General features: G+C 36.1%; 23 protein-coding genes. 17 read left to right on the top strand and 6 right to left on the bottom strand.

Annotated features, from left to right (window positions below; all coding sequences use genetic code 11):
- The first annotated feature begins 24 nt into the window (after nt 1–24).
- The 10 genes from M2265_RS03275 to M2265_RS03230 all read left to right on the top strand — a co-directional run bounded on the left by M2265_RS03275 (nt 25) and on the right by M2265_RS03230 (nt 7050).
- Nucleotides 25–501, top strand: coding sequence for a hypothetical protein (locus tag M2265_RS03275; protein WP_243655362.1), 477 nt, complete (start codon nt 25–27; stop codon nt 499–501).
- 123 nt (nt 502–624) lie between these two features.
- Nucleotides 625–1311, top strand: coding sequence for a response regulator transcription factor (locus M2265_RS03270; RefSeq protein ID WP_132767838.1), 687 nt, complete (start codon nt 625–627; stop codon nt 1309–1311).
- Nucleotides 1308–2681, top strand: a complete 1374-nt coding sequence (locus M2265_RS03265; protein ID WP_132767840.1) for a sensor histidine kinase — start codon at nt 1308–1310, stop codon at nt 2679–2681. The genes M2265_RS03270 and M2265_RS03265 overlap by 4 nt, the downstream gene beginning before the upstream one ends.
- 114 nt (nt 2682–2795) lie before the next feature.
- A complete protein-coding gene (locus M2265_RS03260; RefSeq protein WP_132767842.1) occupies nt 2796–3023 on the top strand; it encodes a hypothetical protein in 228 nt (75 codons plus the stop codon).
- Nucleotides 3024–3148: 125 nt separating this feature from the next.
- Nucleotides 3149–3862 carry a DUF4397 domain-containing protein gene (locus M2265_RS03255; protein WP_132767844.1) on the top strand — a complete coding sequence of 238 codons (714 nt, stop codon included), beginning with the start codon at nt 3149–3151 and terminating at the stop codon, nt 3860–3862.
- A 370-nt stretch (nt 3863–4232) separates the two neighbouring features.
- Nucleotides 4233–4568, top strand: coding sequence for an antibiotic biosynthesis monooxygenase family protein (locus tag M2265_RS03250; RefSeq protein WP_132767846.1), 336 nt, complete (start codon nt 4233–4235; stop codon nt 4566–4568).
- Between the two features lie 23 nt (nt 4569–4591).
- On the top strand, nt 4592–4999 hold the full coding sequence (locus tag M2265_RS03245; protein WP_132767847.1) for a GNAT family N-acetyltransferase: 408 nt from the start codon (nt 4592–4594) through the stop codon (nt 4997–4999).
- A gap of 41 nt (nt 5000–5040) precedes the next feature.
- Nucleotides 5041–5499 carry a GNAT family N-acetyltransferase gene (locus M2265_RS03240; RefSeq protein WP_165905821.1) on the top strand — a complete coding sequence of 153 codons (459 nt, stop codon included), beginning with the start codon at nt 5041–5043 and terminating at the stop codon, nt 5497–5499.
- Nucleotides 5500–5936: 437 nt separating this feature from the next.
- Nucleotides 5937–6137 carry a hypothetical protein gene (locus M2265_RS03235; protein ID WP_021189210.1) on the top strand — a complete coding sequence of 67 codons (201 nt, stop codon included), beginning with the start codon at nt 5937–5939 and terminating at the stop codon, nt 6135–6137.
- A 187-nt stretch (nt 6138–6324) separates the two neighbouring features.
- Nucleotides 6325–7050: a hypothetical protein gene (locus tag M2265_RS03230; protein WP_132767851.1), complete on the top strand. Its 726-nt coding sequence runs from the start codon at nt 6325–6327 to the stop codon at nt 7048–7050.
- Nucleotides 7051–7396: 346 nt separating this feature from the next.
- Here M2265_RS03230 and M2265_RS03225 read toward each other — a convergent pair whose 3' ends face one another.
- The gene (locus tag M2265_RS03225; protein WP_207902336.1) at nt 7397–7702 is read right to left on the bottom strand and encodes a winged helix-turn-helix transcriptional regulator; all 306 of its coding nucleotides are present in this window, start codon (nt 7700–7702) and stop codon (nt 7397–7399) included.
- Between the two features lie 140 nt (nt 7703–7842).
- On the opposite strand from M2265_RS03225, the gene M2265_RS03220 reads away from it, so the two are divergent.
- Nucleotides 7843–8448: a nitroreductase family protein gene (locus M2265_RS03220; RefSeq protein ID WP_243655363.1), complete on the top strand. Its 606-nt coding sequence runs from the start codon at nt 7843–7845 to the stop codon at nt 8446–8448.
- 199 nt (nt 8449–8647) lie between these two features.
- Here the strand turns inward: M2265_RS03220 and M2265_RS03215 are convergent, their stop codons facing one another.
- Nucleotides 8648–9535, bottom strand: a complete 888-nt coding sequence (locus tag M2265_RS03215) for a LysR family transcriptional regulator (protein ID WP_165905822.1) — start codon at nt 9533–9535, stop codon at nt 8648–8650.
- Between the two features lie 125 nt (nt 9536–9660).
- Between M2265_RS03215 and M2265_RS03210 the strand changes: the two genes are divergently transcribed.
- Together M2265_RS03210 and M2265_RS03205 are read left to right on the top strand one after the other, a co-directional pair.
- Nucleotides 9661–10872, top strand: coding sequence for an MFS transporter (locus tag M2265_RS03210; RefSeq protein ID WP_132767857.1), 1212 nt, complete (start codon nt 9661–9663; stop codon nt 10870–10872).
- Nucleotides 10865–11380, top strand: coding sequence for a GNAT family N-acetyltransferase (locus tag M2265_RS03205; protein WP_243655364.1), 516 nt, complete (start codon nt 10865–10867; stop codon nt 11378–11380). The genes M2265_RS03210 and M2265_RS03205 overlap by 8 nt, the downstream gene beginning before the upstream one ends.
- Nucleotides 11381–11681: 301 nt before the next feature.
- Here M2265_RS03205 and M2265_RS03200 read toward each other — a convergent pair whose 3' ends face one another.
- From M2265_RS03200 to M2265_RS03190, 3 genes are all read right to left on the bottom strand, one after another.
- Nucleotides 11682–12317 (bottom strand): MgtC/SapB family protein, encoded by a 636-nt coding sequence (locus M2265_RS03200; protein ID WP_132767859.1) that lies wholly within the window; start codon nt 12315–12317, stop codon nt 11682–11684.
- 550 nt (nt 12318–12867) lie between these two features.
- Nucleotides 12868–14889: a BCCT family transporter gene (locus M2265_RS03195; protein WP_132767861.1), complete on the bottom strand. Its 2022-nt coding sequence runs from the start codon at nt 14887–14889 to the stop codon at nt 12868–12870.
- Between the two features lie 266 nt (nt 14890–15155).
- A complete protein-coding gene (locus tag M2265_RS03190) occupies nt 15156–16592 on the bottom strand; it encodes a mechanosensitive ion channel family protein (RefSeq protein ID WP_207902337.1) in 1437 nt (478 codons plus the stop codon).
- A gap of 498 nt (nt 16593–17090) precedes the next feature.
- Between M2265_RS03190 and M2265_RS03185 the strand changes: the two genes are divergently transcribed.
- Nucleotides 17091–19352, top strand: coding sequence for an inorganic phosphate transporter (locus M2265_RS03185; RefSeq protein ID WP_132767863.1), 2262 nt, complete (start codon nt 17091–17093; stop codon nt 19350–19352).
- A 117-nt stretch (nt 19353–19469) separates the two neighbouring features.
- The gene (locus M2265_RS26920; protein WP_132767864.1) at nt 19470–19634 is read left to right on the top strand and encodes a heavy metal-binding domain-containing protein; all 165 of its coding nucleotides are present in this window, start codon (nt 19470–19472) and stop codon (nt 19632–19634) included.
- A gap of 66 nt (nt 19635–19700) precedes the next feature.
- On the opposite strand, the gene M2265_RS03180 is transcribed toward M2265_RS26920, so the two are convergent.
- Nucleotides 19701–21677: an ATP-binding protein gene (locus tag M2265_RS03180; RefSeq protein WP_132767866.1), complete on the bottom strand. Its 1977-nt coding sequence runs from the start codon at nt 21675–21677 to the stop codon at nt 19701–19703.
- A 90-nt stretch (nt 21678–21767) separates the two neighbouring features.
- Between M2265_RS03180 and M2265_RS03175 the strand changes: the two genes are divergently transcribed.
- Together M2265_RS03175 and M2265_RS03170 are read left to right on the top strand one after the other, a co-directional pair.
- Nucleotides 21768–21950: a hypothetical protein gene (locus tag M2265_RS03175; RefSeq protein ID WP_132767868.1), complete on the top strand. Its 183-nt coding sequence runs from the start codon at nt 21768–21770 to the stop codon at nt 21948–21950.
- 257 nt (nt 21951–22207) lie between these two features.
- Nucleotides 22208–22504: a hypothetical protein gene (locus M2265_RS03170; RefSeq protein WP_132767870.1), complete on the top strand. Its 297-nt coding sequence runs from the start codon at nt 22208–22210 to the stop codon at nt 22502–22504.

The following is a 22504-nucleotide window of genomic DNA, read 5'->3' as shown; positions in this document are numbered from 1 at the left end:
TAATAGATCTTAAAATTAATAAAAATGAAAATTATCTCGAAAACAGTACTATTTTTCTGTTTAGCATTTATTGCTCCATCTTTACATGCTAAGGAAAATCATCGAAACATCAAATCGGTAAAAGTTGAAGAATGTGAAGGTAAAATGCCTGCTATTCGATTAATCAATAATGCAGATGGAACTTGTACTTTTGAAAAAGGCTATATTCCAACCTTGAAACACGCGAGTACAACCACTTTTTGGTCGAGCAATAAGACCGAAGATTGGGAGAAAAATGCACATCCAGCTCCAAGACGTCAATACGTCGTAACATTAAAAGGCAATATTCGCTTTAAGGTGAGTGACGGCTCTACATTTTTGATCAAGCCAGGTGTTATCTTACTTGCTGAAGATTTAAAAGGTAAAGGCCATAGTTGGGAAATGGTACACTCGAAAAGCTGGGAACGTTTATATATACCAATACAAGATGGAGCTGACGATCTGTTTGTCTCAGATCACTAATCAAATGAATCATTAACTTTTGCTTTCCTTGCTGTTAGGTACATCAAGGAAAGCAATTGTATGTCACTATTTATCTGAGATTTCAAGATTTATTTTATTTAAAAAGTATCTACATTTGTTAATATGAGGGTATTAGTTGTAGAAGACAATCAACGGGTGTGTTCGGTATTGCAAAAAGGATTAGAGAGTCAAAACTATCAGGTAAATATTGCGCTTGATGCTGAATCAGCTTTAAAACAAATAAAGTTGTTAGATTACGATCTTCTTATTATTGATATCATGCTTCCTCGTATGAGTGGTATAGAATTGAGCAAACGTATGAAATGCACTTATCCTAAAATCCCGATTATCATGTTGACAGCCCTAGGTCAAATCGATGAAAAAATTGCAGGATTTGATGCAGGTGCAGATGATTATATGGTAAAACCTTTTGATCTTCGCGAATTATATGCCCGTATTGCAGCTGTTTTAAAAAGAAATAAAGAGTTTGGCAGTTGGGAAAATAATGAATCTTTAAACTATGATTCTTTAACACTGAATTTGAGAAGTAAAAATGTGAGTCGCGATCACATCGATATTAAATTGACTCCAAAAGAATTTGACTTACTTGTATTTTTTATGCGGCATCAAGAAACTTTATTGAGCCGTGATGAGATTGCTAGAAATGTATGGGGAAAGAATTTTGATACCGGAACCAATTACATTGATGTTTATATCAATTATCTCAGGAAAAAAATTGATAAAGACTTTATTACTAAACTCATTCATAACAAATCGGGGCATGGTTTTATCTTATCAAATAAAGAATGAAAATAGCTTCTCGTACTTCCTTAGTATTAACGTTATTCTCTGCGGCGATACTATTTCTTTTCGCCTACAGTATCTATTTCTTTTCTGAAAAAAATAGAGAGGAAGAATTTATAGACCGCTTGCGGTATAAAATTACCTGGCGTGCTGAATTTATTTTTGATGCCAAAGTCAGTGAAACGCAACTGCGTCAGATTCATGAACAAAATAAAAAAAAGATTAATGAAGCGCAGATAACAGTTTTTGATAATCAATTTAAAGAACTCTTTGTTGATGTTGGCGAACAACATTATGATCGTGCCTTATTAGAAAAGATTCGGAATAAAAATTTTATGACCTGGAATCAGGGCGATGAGCTCTTTATGGGCATGCATTATCCTTTTCAAGGTAAACAATACTATCTGATTGGACATGCATACGACCAGACAGGTTATGCCCATATGCAACGTTTGAAGCAGCTCCTCATCAGTATTTATTTTGTTGCCATTATTTTTATATTTATAACCTCTTTTTTCTTTGCCCAGTACATTTTAAAACCCATCAAACATATCATTAATGAAATACGGGATGTCTCCGAACATAATCTTAGTAAAAGGGTATATTATCGGAAAGCAAAGGATGAGCTCTCTGAATTAATTGATACCTTTAATGGAACATTCAATCGATTAGAAAAGTCATTTAACAACCAAAGGCATTTTGTTTCCATTATATCCCATGAGTTTCGTACTCCCTTGTCAGCTATGATTGCAGAACTCGAACTCGCAAAAGAGCTAAATACAACCTTAGCAGATTACCAGCATTCTATTGATACCGCTTTATTAGATGCTAAGGAAGCAACAATATTATCCAGTTCCTTATTGGACTTTGCCCGTGCCAATTATGATAGTTCAGAAGTTAGCTTTAGTTCTTTGAGACTGGATGAAATTCTTGTAGAATCAAAATTTATGGTCCAGGATAAAGATAAAGATTACCGTGTTAGCATATCTTTTAATTATGACCTGTTGCATAATGCAGAGGATCAAGATGAAATTTTGGTCATGGGAAATGCCTATTTACTTAAAGTAGCTTTTGCTAATTTAATCGAAAATGCCTGTAAATACAGTTCAGATAAACATTGTCTAGTAGATATTATATACCATGAAGGGATAGCTATTGTACAGGTTTGTGATAAGGGGAGAGGCATTTCGTCAGAAGACTTACCACATATTTTCGAACTTTTTTACCAATCTGCATCTTCGCCAGGTCAGCATGGACATGGTATTGGACTTTCTATTGTTCAGCGAATTATTGATATGCATAAAGGTCAATTACAGGTGCAATCCGAACTTGGTCAAGGCTCTACATTTACGGTACAATTTAATAGAATTTCTTAATTTGTGGGAAGGATAAACGTTATCGACAATTTTATTCAAACCTTACCAAGGTAAACCATATTCAATTCGGTCTCAAGAGATGATATTAACACATTTGTTTTAATTTGTAAAATTATGTCAAGATCAGTACGGAAAACGAAAATATTTGGAATTACAAACGCAAAGACAGAGAAACAAGATAAGAGAAGATGGAATAGAACTTTTAGAACAGTTTGTAGAAAATTAATTCGCCTTGAAAAAGAAGCTCCTGTTAAAATTCACAGTATCACTAATGTCTGGGATGGTGCAAAAGATGGAAAACGATACTTTAAAGATGCCACAATAAAACATATGCGAAAATAATCCGTCATACCGTAATCACGCAATTTTTTTATACAATATGTAGCACTAGCTGTTGCACCCCCGTTTATTATGATAACACTAGCGCAATGTGTATTTTTTAAATATAAGATTTAAGTTAACATATTATGAAAAAATACTTAAGATTACTAAGTTTAATAACTGTTGTTACTGCAGGAATTTTTGTGACCAGTTGCAGCAAAGATAAGGACGATCATCAACCTGTACCAGCAGCTTTATTTACGATGGTAAATGGATATAGTGGAGCAAAGGCTGTACTGTATTATGCAGACCGAAATATCCTTCAAAATCCTAATTTTCCGCTGTTATATAAATCGCAGAGTAAAGTAGCCCTATATCCGGGATCACGCAAAATAACCGTTACTGCTGGAGAAGGTAATTTGATCGATAGTACGATTGTGGTTAAAGACAGTACCATTTATAGTTCTTTTCTTTACGGAAGTAAATTAAAGCCAGTACAGGCAATTACGACAGACCGCGTCAACAAAGAGATCAAAAAAACAGAATCTGGATTACGCTTTTTTAATTTCTCTGAAGGTAGTGATCAAGTAACGCTTCACATCGGAGATCAAGCAGCGCCTGCAGCATGGACCGACCGTGCTAAAGAAACACAGCAATCTGTGACTGCAAATGAAGGTTTTATCGCACAAAAAAGTGGCACTTTCACAGTAGTTGCTAAAAATAAAGCAGGTAAGACGCTCGCAACACGTGAGCAAATTAAATTAGCTGAAAATCACTATTATTCTTTTATTCTGGTCGGTGATCCAGCTCAGGACAGTCAATCCGTATATTTAGGGTTAGTAGAGCAACATGCAAATTAGTCAAATTTAATCTCATCTATTTTAAAAGCAAACAAAGCCCTTATTTAACCATAAGGGCTTTATTTTTAGAGTATAAAATTATAAGAGCTTCATATACGCCTCGTTTAAATCATATGCCGGATAAAAGCATCTGGACTATCCGCTTTATTCAAACTGGATGATAAAGAAAGTCTTTTTTTAAGATAAATTTACATCGGAAGGAATGAAGCAATTGACTTGGCAATCAAAATATATAAGTTGCTGTCTAAGATAGAACCTTCAAATTATTCAACCTTTATCGGACAAATGATTTGCTGGTCATTTATAATATTTAGGTCAAGTAGCTGCATCCAAATATTGCAGCGATTTCTCATTTAATAAAAAAGAAGATATGATAGCAGTAATATTTGAGGTAGTTCCCAAAGAGGGAAAAAAAGAAGAGTACCTGAACATAGCAAAGGCATTAAGACCAGAGTTGGACAATATTCCGGGATTTATCTCCATAGAGCGGTTTCAAAGTCTTGTTGACCCCAAAAAAATTCTTTCACTTTCGTTTTGGGAAAATGAAGAAAGTGTGAGAGAATGGCGTAACCTTACGAATCATAGAAACGCACAGCAGGCAGGCAGAAGTTCGGTTTTCGACGACTACAGGTTACGTGTAGCAGCAGTAATTAGGGATTATGGTATGACTCCACGAGACGAAGCTCCTGCAGATAATATTTTTTAACGTAACCATAAAAAAATCTGAAAATGCTAACATACCAAATTGAAGATACAGTCGGAGCAGAGGAATTTAAAGAAGTATTAATAAATTCCACACTAGGAGAGAGACGACCAGTCGATGAGCCTGAGAGAATAGCAGGAATGCTTAAGTATGCAAATCTTATTGCCACCGCAAGAGATTCTGGAAAATTGATAGGTGTAGCAAGGTCTTTGACTGATTTTGTTTACTGCACCTATCTCTCAGACTTAGCAGTCGATGAGAACTATCAAAAGATGGGAATCGGAAAAGAATTAATACGTCTTACAAAAGAACATAGCCCAAAAGCAAAACTTATTTTATTAGCAGCACCAAAGGCTGTGGGTTATTATCCTAAAATTGGTATGACCCAATGGGAACAATGCTACGTATTGGATAATGTTGAGGATTTAAAATAAGTTGTCAAAGGATAATGGAAAAGTCTGTAATAATTAGGGAAATGCAAAAGGCGGACATCCCCGAAGTATTAAGATTAATGGAGGCAATAGTTGTTTTTGAGGGGGACACCGATTTTAGTCTTACGGAAAATGACCTGTTGAAACGTGGTTTTGGTGATAGACCCGAGTTTGGGGCAATCGTTGCACAAGGAGAGAAGAACCAGCTCATAGGCATAGCAGTTCACTATAACATTCCTTTTATGCATAACCACAAACCTTCATTGATGCTCAAATGGCTGTACGTTGATACCAATCACAGAGGAAAAAGTGTAGGTCGAAAATTGCTTAGGGGTCTTGCACAATATGCCATGAAACATGGATATAAAAAATTCAACTGGTTTGTACTCGGAAGTAATGTTGATGCCCAAAAATTCTATCAAAGCATTGGAGCAAACCCTGACAATAAATGGATTCGCTGGACAATTACACCGGACAATATGGTGCAACTGTTCAAAGAATAATAACAGTTTTTCTATTTTCTGAAATTCATATCTGGATAGCCATATTCTGAAGGATGATTTTACTAAATCCGCTCATGTACATGCCGTAGAACTAGGGTTGAAAGAAGCTGTCTTTACAGATAACAGCAAATGCCATGGTATACAACAGTTATTAGAAATAAATTTCGGCTATCGGATCTTCAACAACCACTTTCGAGAAGAAAAGTAGGATAAGCGTATGTACGAAACTAAGATTATAGGGCTACCTAAGTACACAACTACCTTACAAGGAAAGATCTGATCCATATATCCTCTTTACCCTTGAACATGGTCGCGTATGGACTTTCATCAGCGACTGCCAGATACAAGAGAACGTTAAGGCTCTAACTTATCAGTAGAAAAAACAAATGTACACTTTAGTTTGTTTAATAATAAATATATTATCAATTAAAGTAACAATGAGCCGAAATATATCACTCCATACTGATCTGCAGATCGTAAAGAAAGCATTCCCTAAGTTGCGAGACGAGCTTAAGCCACTCGAATATGACTACCTTACTTTGAAAACGATCAGGTCATTACTTTTGCCGAATATCCCATTATTTATAAAGACAATGAAGGAGCGGAGTTATGATTACGTGAAATGGAGTGGTGAGTAGTAAACATATCCGGTGTCTTTGAACTTCGAAAAGTGCACGGATGGGACAAGAAAGTTCCCTATTTTATGGGAGACAAAAGAAAAGAAATCTTTTATAACCCAGGACGCTATCAATGATCAAACTTCCTCCTTTGGGACAAGATGACCTGATACAGCAAAACTTGTTTTAATTATATCAATAAGATTTTATGAAGTTTGTACCCTTGAGCCAACTCATACTTTTAGATTTAAAGCGGAGCGGTTATAACATTTTGACATCTAAAAATCCAGTTGAAGACGAAAACCCAACATGGTATCCGTTAACTGTGGCTGATGTTAATGACTACTTGTTAAGCCTGGACTGTGAGGGGAGCATTTTTCCAATGCAAGAGTCTGCTCTGTTAGTTATTGAAGACGCCCTTAATCATATAGATGAAGTGCAGTTGCAGGGCGAAGTATTTATTGAAATAAACCATTTACAAGAATTACAGGATAAAATTAATTTTTATGGCAAGCGATACACATGTATTTCCGATCGGGAATATTACGATTTTGCATTCGATCCAAAGCGGGTTCTCGTGCGTAATTATGCCTTGCGGACTGGCAATCATCTCCTATATTTTGCTTATATCAGCTTAAATTATAACAATCATCTTCTAGGTGAAATCAAAGATCTTGAGGATCTTACCGTTTCGTTAATCTGCTTAGATCAAGACCAGGCTAGGGAATGGTTTAATACACATGATATTACTATGGTGCAATCAGATATCTCGATATATGACAAGGATGCTATTTTAACCATTTTTTTACGTAGAAAGGATCAAAAAATAACGATTCCTTTAGAAGATAAAGATGAGCTGGTTTATAATTTAATGCACACAGAAGACCTATTGCAACTCCGTGACCTATTTTGGATAGATCCTAGAATAAATTAGCGGTTCATTATTTTAATATTCATCCAAATTTTATTGCGAGATTTGGCCAGATCTCGGGCTAATATAAGATTATAGATGCGGTCTCCATCTGCCACGTTATATTCTGCACTTTCAGATTAATGTATAGAATTGTTAACCTATTTATCAGTGTTAGAGGGCTCCATTTTTTGTTTATTTCGACCACGATATATAATTAGTAATTCGTTCAAAATACTTTTATCTATTGCGTAGTCATTGATTAATAGTTGCTCTAGACCATTTGGATGTTTGTAAGTTAAATAGAATTATGAATTTTCATCAATGACTTTTCCGTTTTTGTTGATATACCATAGTTCAGTTTTGATGGCTACTTATATTCTACCATGGTTATTTTCTTATTCGTTTTTGCCGCTTCATTTCCCCACTCAGCTATAGAGTGAAGTAAGGGAATAAGTGTTTTACCAAAATCAGTCAGCTCGTATTCCACTTTTAAAGGTGGCTTGCTAGTATAAACGGTTCGGGTAATCAATCCGTCGGCTTCCATTTCTTTTAATTGCAGACTCAACGTTCTTTCGGTTATAACATAACAAGCTTTTCTCAGTTCGCTGTATCGTTTTTTTTCGATTAAATGAATGAGTATTGTTGCTTTCCATTTTCCACCTATATACTTCATTGTGAGGCTGGTATTGCAAGGGTATTGCTTATCGTCTATATTATACATCTGTTACTATCAATTTTGACCGTTATTGCAAAGGTAAAACACTATACTTAGTTTTGCAACATTAAAAAGTATAGTTTAATCTAAATGTAAAAATGATGAGTTTTTTAGACCTTGCGAAACGTAGATACGCAACCAAAAAGTATTATCCGGCGAAAAAAGTTTCGGCAGAGCAAATTGAGGAGCTGAAAGAGATAATACGGTTAAGTCCGTCTTCCATTAACAGCCAACCTTGGAAATTTACATTTGTTACAAACGAAGTCGTAAAAAGGGAACTGGCTTCCAAATCCTATATGAACGAAAATTCGATTAACGATGTTGGTCTTTTAGTTGTGTTCAGTGTAATGGACGATATTGAACATTTTGAGCAACGCAATATTTCCATTTTGCCTGAACTTTGGCGGACGGCTTTTTACGAACCAATTGTAAAGTCGAATGGTGATATAGCCACAAAATCATGGATGGAAAATCAGGTCTATCTTTCCTTGGGCTACTTTTTGAGTGCGTGTATCAGTATGGGATTGGATGCTACGCCGATGGAAGGTATTGACCGCAGTGCCTATAAAGGGATTTTAGCACAAGACGGTTTTTCTCCGCTATTCGCTGTTTCGGTAGGTTATGCCGATAAAACTGATTGGGCTCACCCGACTATTTTACCAAAATCACGTTTTGAATTGGACGAAGTGGTGCAATCCATCTAAAAAGATGAATAAATACCTTTAGTTTGGTTTTCAAAATTGCGTTAGCACCTTTTACATCTGTTCACATTTAGGTTGTTCATTGGTAAAGGGTGCTTTTTTAAACCGTTTTAGTTTAAATTACGAGATCTGTTTTTGTAAGCATCCTATCAATCAGTTAAACGACTATCTAAACTCGAATGGTGTCTGGTTCGTTTTGTTTTTAAACAATTTGCTGAACGACTGCTGATAACGTTAACATTTTTTTAAATTCTTTGACAGATTCCGTTTCATAAGTACCTTTTAATGAAATGATCTTTGCATATCTCATCAAACCTTCATCCTGAATGGCAATAGAAGCCAACTTAGTCCCCAAAATACTTGGTTTAATGAAGATACTGTACCAATTTCCTGAGTTGACGAGTCTAATAGCTGTGGGTATATCATTGACTTCAATCGTAAATTTTGGACTTAAACCTTTTGCTGAAAAAGCCTTGTGAACGGTATGAGTCATATCATATCCCATTGTTGCAATAACCAAAGGAAGTTTGCAAATCTCTTCGAGGGTAATATTAGTTTTATAGGATACTTCCGTACCCGCTAATGCTGCCAGTACCATTGGACAGCTGAATAAATTTTTATAAGTAAAATAGGGGGCTATTTCGGTTTCATGAAGAGCCAAAACAAAATCTACCTGAGCTTTTTGAAGCTTCTCATACAGACTGTGGGAAGGCTCATAGATAACTTTAATTCTTATTTGAGGAAATTTTTCTGCAAAATCTATTAAAGTTTCGACAAAGAAATCCTTAAGACCATAAGCAACACCTATGGTTATCGTGCCAAACTTTATCTTTTTTAAATCTTGGAGCATCAATTTTCCATCTTCAGCTTTTCTGACACTCTGTTCGGCATATTCAGTAAATAATCTACCAGGTTCTGTTAGCGTTATTTGCTTGCCAATACGGTTAAAAAGAGATACATCCAATTCCATCTCCAGTTGTTTGATTTGCTGTGATAATGTACTCTGGCTGATATTTAAGCGTTTTGCAGCTTCAGTAAAACTCAGTAATTCTTGTGCTTTAAGAAAATATTTAAGTTGTCTAAGTTCCATTTTACTTGTATGATTTGCTCGTCCAAAGGTATAAAAAGTATCATTAATCCATCGAAAAAACCGATCGATGTGATAGAATAAAAACGTTTTGCCGATTTGAAAAAAGGACAGAGATTTGTCATTATATGAAATCAGCATCTGAGTCTATAGAAAGTGAAAAGTTGGACTTTTTTAAAGTTCTGAATTTGGGTATAGCGCAAATCGTACTTTGGGGAGGTTCGTATTTTTTACTGTCTGTCTTAGCAAAGGACATTATAGCCGAAATGAGCTGGTCTTATCAGCAAGTTTATGGTTGCCTTTCACTTGCCCTATTGGTTTCAGGATTGCTGTTACCTTTAGTGGGTAGGACTTTACAGCATACTGATCGTCATGATGTATTACTTTTTTCGGGATTAGTGATGGCGATAGGTTTGGTCATCATCGGCAGTTCAAGTAATTTTCTGATGTTTGCTGCAGGTTGGGTGATTATCGGTACAGCAATGGCAATGGGTCTATATGATGCATTGTTTGCTGCAATTGGTAAAAGATACAGTTTTAACGTAGCAAAGTCAATTGTTTGGATCACTCTGGTATCTAGTTTAGCACCTTCTGTTTCTTGGATATTTACCAGCTATATTTTGGATATTTTTGGATGGAGAAATACCTGCTATACATATGCCATATTGTTGATCATTACTATATTCCCGATTCATCTGTATGTTTTCAAAAATAAAGAAGGAAACAAAAGCATACTAAAGGATAAGACCTTGGAATCCTCAGTCGAGCTCTTACGTTCTAAATTGTATTATTTATTATCAGCAAATTTTACTCTTGGTGCGGTCATAACCACCACCGTTATCATACATTTAATCGAAATATTATTACACGGCAAGACCGAGATGTCAATGGTGTTAATCGTAATTGCTTTTTTAGGACCAAGCCAAGCTATGGCACGAGTTATTGAGTTGATCATTGGAAAAAGGACCGCTATTGAAATGTCTTTCATTTCTACTACAATCATTTTTTTGGGTATGATATTGATTTTTGTATCCCCAATACTTGCAATACCAGGAGTAATAGTATTTGGTATAGGAAACGGGATGCGTTCAGTTTTGAGAGGAACATTGCCATTATCTATTTATGGTAGGGATAATTACGCCTTGATTCTTGGAAGACTTGCAAGGATGCCGTTACTAGCACAAGCAACAGCTCCTTTTCTTGGAGGATATCTTATTCAACAATTTGGTATGGTAATTTTCTTATGTGTAATCAGTTTTATGGCAATCGTAAATATTTGTTTAATTGCACTAATTAAACAAACAATAGAACAGTATAAATTAATTTCAATCCATGAATAATATGAAATATTCTTTTAGACAGGCTACAGCAGGAGACGCTTTTCAAATTTGGAAAATTTTAGAAAAAGCGATCAATAGACGAAAAGAAGATGGTAGTACGCAATGGCAAGATGGCTATCCCAATCTATGTGTTATCGAAAATGATATTAAGAACACTTTTGGTTACGTATTGGTTGATAATGATATTATCATTGGTTATTGTGCTATTTTGATAAATGATGAACCAGCGTATGCTAAAATAAATGGATCTTGGTTGACTAATGGTGATTTTGTGGTTTACCACAGGGTTGCAATTTCTGAAAAGTATCTTGGTCAAGGATTGGCTCAGATAATGTTGCAGCATATCGAAGATTTTGCACTTAAACATAATATTTATAGTGTAAAGGTTGATACTAATTTTGATAATACGGGCATGCTTTGGATATTGCAAAAAATGAGCTATCACTATTGTGGTGAAGTAATATTCAGAGGAAGTCCAAGAAAAGCCTTTGAGAAAATTTTAAAATAAGGTAGATTAAATTGTCTTCGTAATCGTAGCATTCAGAGGTTTCCGACTATTGCATCATATTTGAAAAATTTATCATGGAAGCCAAGTTTCAAAGGAATTGACTACACTGATCAGTTTATACTTCCCAAAAAAGCTTAATCCATTTGGATTACATTTGTGAAATTGATAAGTGACTTGCAAACGTTATAAAAAAAAGTAATAGCAGTCGATTTATTTTTAATTCGTTATCTGTGACAAACCTTGCAAAGGGAAATATTTGAACCCATCTAGCGTTAACATCAACGATCAGCTTTTTGTGGAATTAAGAGAAGCTTAAGATTTCTGATCGGGTAGCAAGTGTTTCGCTCATCTCTAATAAGTATTTCTTTTTGCCTGATACTTTGAAGTTTACTATTAAATGATCGTTTTCTTTTACAATTTCCATCCGTTCTAAAGTAAGTCCTTTTGTATTTAAAATATTTTCCAATTGTGGGATCTGATTAAAGTCAGGATCACGAAAGGTTACACTCAAGAGCTGTTCTTTTTGTAGTTGTGCAATCATTCGTTCCACTCTGGTAACCATTAATAATACTCCAAGAGTAATTAAAGTTAGGCATAGCGCAAGCGCGTGATAACCTATTCCTGCTGTCATTCCGATTGCTGCAGAAGTCCAGATTACAGCAGCAGTCGTCAAGCCACGAATAGAAATTTTGTCTTTAAAAATCACACCTGCTCCAATAAATCCAATACCTGTAATAATATTTGCCGAAATTCGGTCATCAGTACCTGCACCATGCTGGGAAACAATGGTGAAAATTGTCGAACCCAGTGAAATTAGAATTATTGTTCGAAAGCCGGCAGACTTATTCTTGTATTCCCGCTCAAAGCCAATGGCTCCTCCACATATGATAGAAATAACCATTGCTACCATGTCTTTAATTTCTACTGTAAAATCCATTCGTAAATTTTCTTATATTTGTTGCTTCTTTTAACTGTTTTGACTGAGTGTGTTAAGGTTGCAAAAGCAATTAGCTATTTTGCAAACCTATTTACAGAGATGTCCAGGAATCAAGCCCGTATTTGTTCAGAGACATTTCGGTCAATATTAGTACAAGTCGTAAAAACTGCGACCCATTTCATTTCTGTATAATGATGAAATTATTTGAAATATATAGTTCACGAATATAACTAAATCAGTTGAAAATTATATTCTATGATATGTTTTTAAAAGGCAGCTGATAATGTTTTGAGTCTGAATATTTATTGGTAGGTCACTGAACTTGTCCCACCATGTCGTCCGATCTTTATAACCATTCATCTAGCCTGTGTTCTTTCTATCCATTGACTTACAGACATAATAAATCTATTTGTTCCGGCTTCTTGTCCAATTACCCCGAATTCGAGGTAATTAAAACTTGAATTATTTTTATCAATAGCATTCGGATTAAAATAATAGATAGTTAGCTTTCCTAAAGCTATTAGTTTTTTATCATATTGCATTGTACATATTAACCTTGATCTTTTAAATTACTCCCTATGAATATCGCATTTTTCTCATCTGATGATAGGGACAAAAAACGTTCATACTGTTTCAGCACATCACTAATAATTTCGTTTTTCGTAAAATACTGAATGTCATAACCCTCGCGTTCGTCACCAAAATAAGTCATGGGTACATGTGTTTTCATTGTACCGATATCGGGCGCATTTTCTTCTTCACGTAAAAAGTCTGATATTTTTTCGAGTTGACTTTTTACGCCATATCGAAAATCAGTCATAGCATCGTGCTTGATTTCGATTTCAACAGATGAGGGGCTTTCAGATTTTAAATTTACAGTAGCGATAATCCCTTTAGAACCAAATTCTTCAGCGAGTTCTTGGAAAGCGGGAAACACGGTATTTTTTAAGTATGCATCTATTGTATTTCGGTCTTTGTAGGATAGAATACGTCCTAAGCGCTCTTTCCAGTATTCACCGGACCAATTGTTTGTGGAGTGCGAAAATTCACGCGCATGATATTCAGTATCGATGGTGAGTGCTTTCATGAGACAGTAGCAAAACAATAACATAATGATAGAAAAGGGGAGGGCTGTGATCAAAGTCATTGTTTGTAAAGATTTTAGGCCGCCGGCATTTAGAAGTACTAAAGCAAGTATGGCCAGTAACACCCCCCAGAAAATATACTGCCATTTAGGTGATTTTGCGGCATTGTTTGAAGAAATGCTGTTCATCACATAAATGCCCGAATCGGCTGATGTCACAAAGAAAATGAAAATTATAAAAATGGAAAGTATGTTTGTTATCTGTTGTAGCGGAAAGAATTCAAAAAATTTGAAAAGAAGTACATCAGTATTAGCAACTATAGCGCTAAGAGCACCATTAGCCTGGTGTTGATCCATCCATATGGCACTATTGCCAAATATAGTCATCCACATAAAATTAAATACTGAAGGTATAATGAGCACAGCACTGATAAACTCCCTAATTGTCCTTCCTTTGGATATTTTAGCGATAAATAGACCTACATATGGAGACCAGGATATCCACCAGGCCCAATAGAGTATAGTCCAATTGAAGAACCATTGCTGACGCTCGGGTTCATGTGCATGGGTATTAAATGTGAGATGAAAGAAGGCATTAATATATTCACCTAAACCTTCAGAAAATGTTCCCAATAAAAAAGTAGTCGGACCTAAAATAAGGACAAATAATATCAGAACCAATGCCGCTATTATGTTTATTTGACTTAATATTTTAACACCTTTTGTAACTCCAGATGTAGCCGACAGAATGGCGATGGTCATGATTACGATGACGATGATAACCTGATACATAAAATTACTTTCTGGAATTATTCCCAGATGTACTAAGCCGGCAGTGAGCTGCACTACACCAAAACCCAATGTGGTTGTAATACCAAAGAAAGTGCTGCACAAAGCAAACATGTCAACAATATCGCCAGCGCGACCTTGTATTTTGTCTTTTAGTATTGGATAAAAACAACTTCTTAATGATAAGGGTAGTTTATACCGATACGTGAAATAAGCGAGTGAAAGTCCTACGACTCCATATATTGCCCAAGCATGTATACCCCAATGGAAAAACGTGTATAATTGAGCGTCTTTAGCACGTGCAGCGGACGTTAGTCCGGCTACCGAGGGATCTGTGTAGTGGGACATCGGTTCTGCGACACTGAAGTACATTAATCCAATACCCATACCGGCTGCAAATAACATAGATATCCATGAGAAAAAAGAGAACTCAGGTTTCGTATCATTGGCACCTAATCTTATGCTTCCATATTTGCTAAATATTAAAAAAAGTAGGAAGAGCACAAAAATAGTTACAACCATGACATAGAGCCAGTTCATATTTTCAAACAAGAAAGTTTTTAGAATATTCAGGTAGTAATTTGCTCTCACCGGGAAAAAGCTTGATAAAAAAGTAATACCAAGTATAAAGATGAGACTGGGTAAAATAATACCAGGCACAAAGGTGCTCTTTAGCTTTAAGAGATTAGTTAATTTCATTAAAGTTTGATTTTAAGATTCAACGTATTAAGCTTATGTAGTTGAAATAAAATAATGTTGTGGTCTGTTTTTGTTGTTAATATTGCATGATGTCAGTGGGGTATTTTCTTCATATTAAAAACCCATAATACTAGAACGGAATCACTCCAAATAAGTTTTCATTCTTTTCAGAATTTTATAAGTAGATCTTTTGCTATGGCAAAATCTTTTAGAAATAGGTTGCACTAATGAATTGAATATTTTTTTAGCTCCAGATTAAAGAAATGCTACCGTATGTTCTGGGGCTTTGAAATTGATGGCACATGTTTTTGATTTAAATGCATCCGAACATCATCAGATGCAGGCAGTTCAAAGACTTCTAAGTCAAAAGATTTAATAGCTGCAAATAAATGATCAAAAATATCGGACATCGTATCCTCAAAAAATGACCATTGTGTTCCTTTAGTAAACATATACAGTTCCAAAGGAAGTCCATATTCATTTGGCGCCAACTGACGCACTAATAGGGTTAATTCCTGGTGAATGTCTGGATTTTGTATTGCATAGGCTTTAATATAGGCCCTGAATAATCCAATATTTGTCATTCTTCTCCCGTTTACAAGAACTTTGGGGTCAATTTTGTTTTTTGTATTATATTCTTTTATTTCTCTTTCTCTTTTTTCAATAAAAGGTGTTAAAAGTACAATCTTTTTAAGTTCCTGAATTTCTTCATCGCTGAGATACCTAATGGTGGATATTTTGATATAAATGGATCTTTTAATTCTTCTTCCTCCGCTTTCCTGCATACCTCTATAGTTTTTGAAGGAATCGCTCAGCAAGGTATATGTCGGTATGGTAACAATTGTCTTGTCCCAGTTCTGCACGCGTACATTGTTTAGATTTATTTGGAGTATATCGCCATCAACACCATATTTAGGCATTTCTATCCAATCTCCAACACGTACCGAATCATTAGCAGAGACCTGTATACTTGCTACAAAACCAAGAATGGTATCTTTAAATACCAGCATCAAAATAGCAGAGGCAGCTCCTAGTGAAACAAGAAATGACCAAGGAGAATTTCCTGTAATTACAGAAACAATAAGAGTTCCAACAACAAATATCAAAAATATCTGTAACACCTGAATATAACTGTCAACAGGTTTATCTACAAAACCTTTAGATGAACGAAGTATATCTCTTGCAGTCTTTAACAGTGCATTAGCCACACCATAAATAGCGAAGATCATCAAAATACCAAGCAGTTTTGTTAGTACGTCTATAAAAGAAGGGAAGCCGATAAATATGTTAGGTAGAAACTGCTGTGCAATTGCTATCAATATAAAACGGCTTAAGTGAATCTGGACCTTATTTTGAAATAATTTATCATCCCAATTAGTTTTACTTTTTTTAATAAACCTGGTAACGATTGAATTGAAAAAGAAACGTAGAAAATAATCTAAGAACAGCAAGAAGATAAAAGATACAATAATGAGAAAAGTGGCACTTAGAATATGTGCTGTTTTATCGTGTACTCCTATTGTCTCAGCAAGGTTAAATGTCCACTGGTAGATTGAACTTGTTGTTTGTCCGGTAATGTTAATACTATTTGATTTCTGCATATTAACAAACAAATCTACAAAAAAATAAATAGATGGTTTTTTGATCTCATCTACAGAGTTCTCATCTTTAGATCTAAAGTGATTGATTTTGAATTTGTACATTACAATCTCCAATCTACGGGATCTGGACAGCTTTTTCTACCTGTAAAAGTAAAAATCAAGAAATTGATTAATAAGCAGGAGGGAGATCATGTATAGATAGACCTCTAGAAGGATAATTATGCCATCGATGTCCCAAGCAATTTTCGCTTTACTTATTGGATGAGCCCGGTGTTTTTGCATATTTTTCAACCTATTCGGAAGGCGAAAAGAAAACGATCATTGAAGGGATTTATGCAGCTAAAACTGAGCTGAATTATATGATATGGAGAATGATCTAAAGCAGTATAATAATTCGTTGAAATAGCCGGATTATTCAAGTGTAGTTGAAAAGACAGTGATGAAACATTGTGCTATTCTATTATTAGAATAAATACCTGAAAACAAAATACTTTAGCATAAGTGGATAGTTAATCCTATTCAATATTAACAAAAGCAACACTTAACATTAACTTAATATATGGCTCACCTTTTGTTCATACCTTTGCAAAAATAATAACTATGGACAATTATTTATATCTCGTAATTATTACGCTGATCACTTTAGGGATTATCGACCTCATGGTCGGCGTAACCAATGATGCTGTCAATTTTTTAAATTCGGCTATTGGCTCCAAAGCTATTTCTTTCCGCCTGATCATGATTCTCGCTAGTGCGGGTATATTGTCTGGGGCGGTTTTCTCAAGTGGAATGATGGAGATTGCAAGAAGTGGAATTTACGTTCCTGGTATGTTCAGTTTTAATGATGTTATAGTTATCTTCCTCGCCGTCATGATTACAGACATCATACTCCTTGATGTATTTAACTATTTCGGACTCCCGACCTCTACAACAGTATCCATCGTCTTTGAGCTACTAGGGGCTGCGGTCTGTCTAGGACTCTATAAAATAGTAAGTACCTCAGGCGATTGGTCAACGCTTTCACAGTATATTAATACAGAGAAGGCCTCCGAGATTGTTATCAGCATCCTCTTATCCGTGGTCCTGTCCTTCACTGTAGGTATGGCGGTACAATACCTTTCTCGACTCATATTCACCTTTCAGTACGAACGTAAGATCAAATCCTTCGGAGTTATATTTGGAGGTATCGCCTTAGCATCCATAAGTTATTTTATCCTGATTAAAGGAATGAAGACCGTTTCTTTTATCGATAAAGCGACGAAGGAGTGGATTAACATGCACGAGCTGCAGTTGATCTTGGGAAGCTTTGTGCTGTTCACGGTCTTTAGTTTTATACTTATCAGGTTAAAAGTGAACATCCTTAAGGTCATTATCGGTGTTGGTACATTCGCTTTAGCTTTATCCTTTGCAGGAAACGATCTGGTTAACTTTATCGGAGTACCTGTAGCAGCCATTCAGGCCATCGGTTTCTTCCAGGCATCTGGTGGCAATCCGGACACCTATATGATGTCAGAATTAGCTTCGGCGGATATTGTTGCCCCAGCTTGGATATTATTTATCGCAGGTGGTATCATGATGATTACCTTATGGACATCTAAAAAAGCCAAAACCGTTATTGAAACGGAAATGAGTTTAAGTAGTCAAGACGGTGGTTCCGAAAAATTTGAGCCTAACACCTTATCACGTTGGATAGTACGCGGCTTTGTAAATATTGGAGGAGCAATTAGTTATCTGATGCCACGAACCTTACGATCTCGTTTAGATAGCCGTTTCGAAAATACTTCCTTAGGGAAAAAGAATAAGGAGGAGGAGCCAATGTTTGACATGGTGCGCGCTTCTGTCAACCTAATGGTGGCCAGCAGTCTTATTGCTTTAGGAACATCGATGAAGCTTCCTCTGTCTACAACCTACGTCACATTTATGGTTGCGATGGGAACTGCTTTTGCCGACAGAGCTTGGGATAGAGAAAGTGCAGTATACCGTGTCTCTGGTGTATTCCATGTCATCGGAGGCTGGTTTCTTACTGCTGCTACTGCTTTTGCGGGTGCGTTTATCATCGCATATTTACTTAAAATAGGAGGGATTATTACCTTTGTTGGTGCACTTATATTCTTGGCCATTCTCTTAGTATTTAATGCTAAAAGCCATAAAAAGAAAGTCGCAGCACAGGCAGAGCGTAAATTGAAACTTGGTAGAGAAGATATCCATACCTTACAGCAGGTTTCTGACGCTAGTGCCAATCAGATCAGTGAAGTTTTTGCCAAGTCCAATATCTTCTATAAAGAGATTGTAGACGGTCTTACCAAGAACGATTTGACGACGCTTTCGATGAACAAGAAATTGATTAAGAAATTCTTGCGTGATCTGGATTCGACCAACGACAACCTTTACAACTTTATTCGCAATCTGGATGACACTTCCGTTAAAGGAAGCAGATTCTACATTATTTCCTTAGGTTATCTGCAGGATATCGTCGAGAATCTTTATGTAATTGCTGGCAATGCACACAATCACGTCGATAACAACCATAAACTGCTTAAGGAATATCAGGGGAATGATCTGAGGTTAGTTGCTGATGAGCTGGGTAACTGGTACGCTGAAGTATATAGTTTGTATAAGCGCCGTGACTTCTTAAAGCTTGATTCAACCATGAAACAGCGCGATCAGCTTCAGAAGGTTATTAACGATCTTTTGGACAAGCAGATTGACCATATCCGGACAACAGAAAATAGTCCTAAGAACAGTAAACTTTACTTCTCAATCCTGTTAGAGACAAACGAGCTGATCAGCTCTACATTTAAACTCTTACGGTTATTCAAGGAGTTTGAAGAGTTCAAAATGAACAATAAAAAACAAAACTAACATCAGTTAGTTATCAAAAGCCCGAGGTTCCTTCGGGCTTTTCTTTTTTTTAACAATTATTTTTTTACAATTTGCTGTAATCTACTGTGACGATAGTCAGGTCAAGGATGGTTTTTTTTGTTTAATATCATCGATGGGAGAGAAGTCCTGCGTTATTTTGATCCGATTTCAGCAACAGCTGTTAGTGGAGCCAATCCTTTGAGTGGGAGCGAAGCTAGCTTTGTAAACCTCTTCGGTGGCCGCTCCCGCAATTATGAAAACAAAAACTATAAAAGAGCGTAGTGGAGTCTTTAAAAGCAAAATGTAGATAGCTTTTAACTGGCAAAACTATCGGAATTTCAGACGGCGTTATGGGTTGAATGGTAAGATAAAGGAGAATATACTTCCTTCATTTTTTACACTCTGGACCTGAATGGTTCCATCATGCAGTTCGATGATTTCTCTACAAAGATAAAGTCCAATACCGAACCCCGATATCACGCCGCCACTAGTTTCCTTCACGCGATAATAGCGATCGAATATCCGTTGCCGATCTTCCTCAGCAATCCCTTTTCCAAGATCTTGAACATTTACTTTTAAACTGTTATCGTTGGCAGCATAATCTACTCTAATCGTCGATCTGAGAGGCGAATATTTGACCGCATTTCCAACAAGGTTATGGAGTACCTGCGCTATTTTTTCACGATCTGCATGTATCATTATTTTTTCAGGTGCTTTAAACAGAAAATGATGAGTTTTGATCGTCGACAGCACTTCATCTTCAATTTCGGCAAACAGTGATTGAAAATCAAAAACAGTTTTCATTAGATGCAGCTGACCCGAATCAAGCCTGGATACGTTAAGAAACCCATTAATCATGGTGTTCATATATTGTACTTGCTTTACCGATTTCCCCAGCATATTTTGCGACATAGGATCTTTTGTAGGTAAGTCCATCCGTTGCAGTATCTGCAGATAAGCCTTAAGAGAGGTAAGTGGTGTTTTCAGTTCATGGCTTACCATTCCAATGAAATCATCTTTTCGCTGTTCCTCTTTTTTTTGTTCAGTAATATCCCTCAAAGTACCATTTAAGCTGAGTGGATTACCTTTACTATCATAGAAAACTCTTCCGTTGGCCTGCAGCAGTCTAATTTTTTTATCAACATTATTTTGAATCCGATATTCTATGAAATAATGACCATCAGAATCTTTACTTAACACGTGCGCGATGGCCAGCGACACCCGATCCCGATCTTCCGGTAAAATAACTGCGATGGCCAGAGAGAGATCCATGTTTTCGTCCGATGAAAGTCCAAACCATTTCTTAAGAAGCGTATTTCCGGAAAAGAGATTTGTTTCAGTTTGGTAGTAGAAGGTCGCGAGCTCGCCCGCATCTACTGCTAGGTTCAGCATCTGTTGATCCTTTTCATTCTTTTTACGCAGCATTACCTGCTGGGTAATTTCTTCAAGAATGACCAAAACACCTGAAATACTGCCGTCATGAGAAAATATAGGCTGATAGATGGAATTAACGATCGCCTCTCTCAATCCGGCTTTATCAAGCAGTTTTACTGTAAATTCTGTGTTTATCTTAGGCTCACCACTTTGGTATACGTGTTTAAGCCAATTGTTAACAGGCTGTGCCCGCATTTCCGGACGGGCACTTTCGTGCGGATATCCAATGACTTCGGACTCCTCTCGTCCCCATATCTTAAGAATCGCAGAATTGGCGATTTCAATATGATGTTCAGGCCCTTTTAACATAGCGATTCCAACAGGCGCCTGTTCTATAATTGTACGAATGTATTCCCTGCTGTCGGCCAGTTGCTTGATATATCTATTGAGCTCTTCGTTAGTAGATGTCAATTCTTCAAGAGTCGCAGCCATTTCTTCGTTGAGCGCCTGCTCTTTTTCTTCTTTATGTTTGATCTGCTCTAAAAACTCACGGCGAGAGGTCACCTCCAGTGCTGTATTCAGTATGCACCAAGTTTTATTGTTTTCATCAACAAGAGCTCTATATTCGTAATCGAAATAATCAAGCGTCTCCTTTCCGTTCTTTATTAACTTTGCAGGAGCCGAAGAAACAGAATATGTTTTCCCAGTACGCCACACCTCTTGCAGCAGCTCTAAAAAAGGCTGTCCTTCCAATTCAGGAATTGCCTCAATTAAGGGTTTGCCTATCACAGAAGCGTCTTTGCCCCAAACCTCCAGCATTCCTTCATTAGCAAAACGGATGATCATATTCTCACCGCTATAAATAGCTGTAGGTGAGGGCGAGGAAGCCAGTGCCTGAATAACTAAATCAGAGCTAAAGGGAATCATATTTGGACTTTCTTGGGAATTCATTACAAACAAAAATATGAAAGATAATTCATTTATATATAATGGTTTTAAAATATGATTTTAGTCTAACGACCTATGCCTTTATGGATACAAATGGACAATACTACAGCCGAATTTATATCCATATCTCAACTGTCCGAATTTGTACCCCTGTTATTCAAAGAGATGAATGAAATATTGGAGGATCAAGTATTTATAGATAGTCAAGCCGCGCTCTTCCGTTATTTCGATTTCCTGGACAAAGGTCAAGCTATAGCAAGTACAGATGAGCAATGAAGCAATTTGGAAAGATGATTATTCGTGGCGGATATAAAGATATTTGTTGGTGCATAATTATTTTTTCTTGATGTGGAATGGTAGATAAATGTATTCGTCAACCTTTAGATCAATTGCTAGCAATTCTATTTATCACCCTTTAGCAAATAAAAGATTTCTTCTATCGAATAATCAAGTGCATCATGCGAATAGATATCTTCTGAAAAAATTGATTAAACTAATTGTATTTTAGTGGTAAGTTATACGTTAAAAAGCAAATGAGAAAAAAATTAATCAAGCATTTATTTGTAAGACTTTTAATTGGTGCAGCACCTATGGTTTTTTTTGCAATAGGAATGTTTGCTAAAGGACAGAGTGGCAACAATGGTATGTCGCTAAACTTGGAGAAATTTTTACCGGTTTGCCTAATTTTAATTTATGTTTCTTTTCTAATTATTGAAGGGCTTAATCATTTTGTAAAAGGTAGAATCGGTTATGGATTGTGTAGTATTAGTACAGTTGTCATTTTAGTTGTGGTATTTTTATACATTATGTATTTAGAACATCTGGTATGA

The sequence above is a fragment of the Sphingobacterium kitahiroshimense genome (assembly GCF_025961315.1).
Classification (GTDB): Bacteria; Bacteroidota; Bacteroidia; order Sphingobacteriales; family Sphingobacteriaceae; genus Sphingobacterium; species Sphingobacterium anhuiense.
This window is presented reverse-complemented; position numbering and strand designations above follow the sequence as displayed.

Excerpts from the sequence above, each read along its gene's own strand:
- M2265_RS03235 (WP_021189210.1), top strand. The coding sequence starts at position 5,937 with ATGAGCCGAAATATATCACTCCATACTGATCTGCAGATCGTAAAGAAA.
- M2265_RS03200 (WP_132767859.1), bottom strand. The coding sequence starts at position 12,317 with ATGGATTTTACAGTAGAAATTAAAGACATGGTAGCAATGGTTATTTCT.
- M2265_RS03175 (WP_132767868.1), top strand. The coding sequence starts at position 21,768 with ATGGACAATACTACAGCCGAATTTATATCCATATCTCAACTGTCCGAA.
- M2265_RS03180 (WP_132767866.1), bottom strand. The coding sequence starts at position 21,677 with ATGAATTCCCAAGAAAGTCCAAATATGATTCCCTTTAGCTCTGATTTA.
- M2265_RS03255 (WP_132767844.1), top strand. The coding sequence starts at position 3,149 with ATGAAAAAATACTTAAGATTACTAAGTTTAATAACTGTTGTTACTGCA.
- M2265_RS03240 (WP_165905821.1), top strand. The coding sequence starts at position 5,041 with ATGCAAAAGGCGGACATCCCCGAAGTATTAAGATTAATGGAGGCAATA.
- M2265_RS03270 (WP_132767838.1), top strand. The coding sequence starts at position 625 with ATGAGGGTATTAGTTGTAGAAGACAATCAACGGGTGTGTTCGGTATTG.
- M2265_RS03215 (WP_165905822.1), bottom strand. The coding sequence starts at position 9,535 with ATGGAACTTAGACAACTTAAATATTTTCTTAAAGCACAAGAATTACTG.
- M2265_RS03225 (WP_207902336.1), bottom strand. The coding sequence starts at position 7,702 with ATGAAGTATATAGGTGGAAAATGGAAAGCAACAATACTCATTCATTTA.
- M2265_RS03265 (WP_132767840.1), top strand. The coding sequence starts at position 1,308 with ATGAAAATAGCTTCTCGTACTTCCTTAGTATTAACGTTATTCTCTGCG.
- M2265_RS03210 (WP_132767857.1), top strand. The coding sequence starts at position 9,661 with ATGAAATCAGCATCTGAGTCTATAGAAAGTGAAAAGTTGGACTTTTTT.
- M2265_RS03220 (WP_243655363.1), top strand. The coding sequence starts at position 7,843 with ATGATGAGTTTTTTAGACCTTGCGAAACGTAGATACGCAACCAAAAAG.
- M2265_RS03245 (WP_132767847.1), top strand. The coding sequence starts at position 4,592 with ATGCTAACATACCAAATTGAAGATACAGTCGGAGCAGAGGAATTTAAA.
- M2265_RS03195 (WP_132767861.1), bottom strand. The coding sequence starts at position 14,889 with ATGAAATTAACTAATCTCTTAAAGCTAAAGAGCACCTTTGTGCCTGGT.
- M2265_RS03230 (WP_132767851.1), top strand. The coding sequence starts at position 6,325 with ATGAAGTTTGTACCCTTGAGCCAACTCATACTTTTAGATTTAAAGCGG.
- M2265_RS03205 (WP_243655364.1), top strand. The coding sequence starts at position 10,865 with ATGAATAATATGAAATATTCTTTTAGACAGGCTACAGCAGGAGACGCT.
- M2265_RS03185 (WP_132767863.1), top strand. The coding sequence starts at position 17,091 with ATGGACAATTATTTATATCTCGTAATTATTACGCTGATCACTTTAGGG.
- M2265_RS03250 (WP_132767846.1), top strand. The coding sequence starts at position 4,233 with ATGATAGCAGTAATATTTGAGGTAGTTCCCAAAGAGGGAAAAAAAGAA.
- M2265_RS03190 (WP_207902337.1), bottom strand. The coding sequence starts at position 16,592 with ATGTACAAATTCAAAATCAATCACTTTAGATCTAAAGATGAGAACTCT.
- M2265_RS03275 (WP_243655362.1), top strand. The coding sequence starts at position 25 with ATGAAAATTATCTCGAAAACAGTACTATTTTTCTGTTTAGCATTTATT.
- M2265_RS03170 (WP_132767870.1), top strand. The coding sequence starts at position 22,208 with ATGAGAAAAAAATTAATCAAGCATTTATTTGTAAGACTTTTAATTGGT.
- M2265_RS03260 (WP_132767842.1), top strand. The coding sequence starts at position 2,796 with ATGTCAAGATCAGTACGGAAAACGAAAATATTTGGAATTACAAACGCA.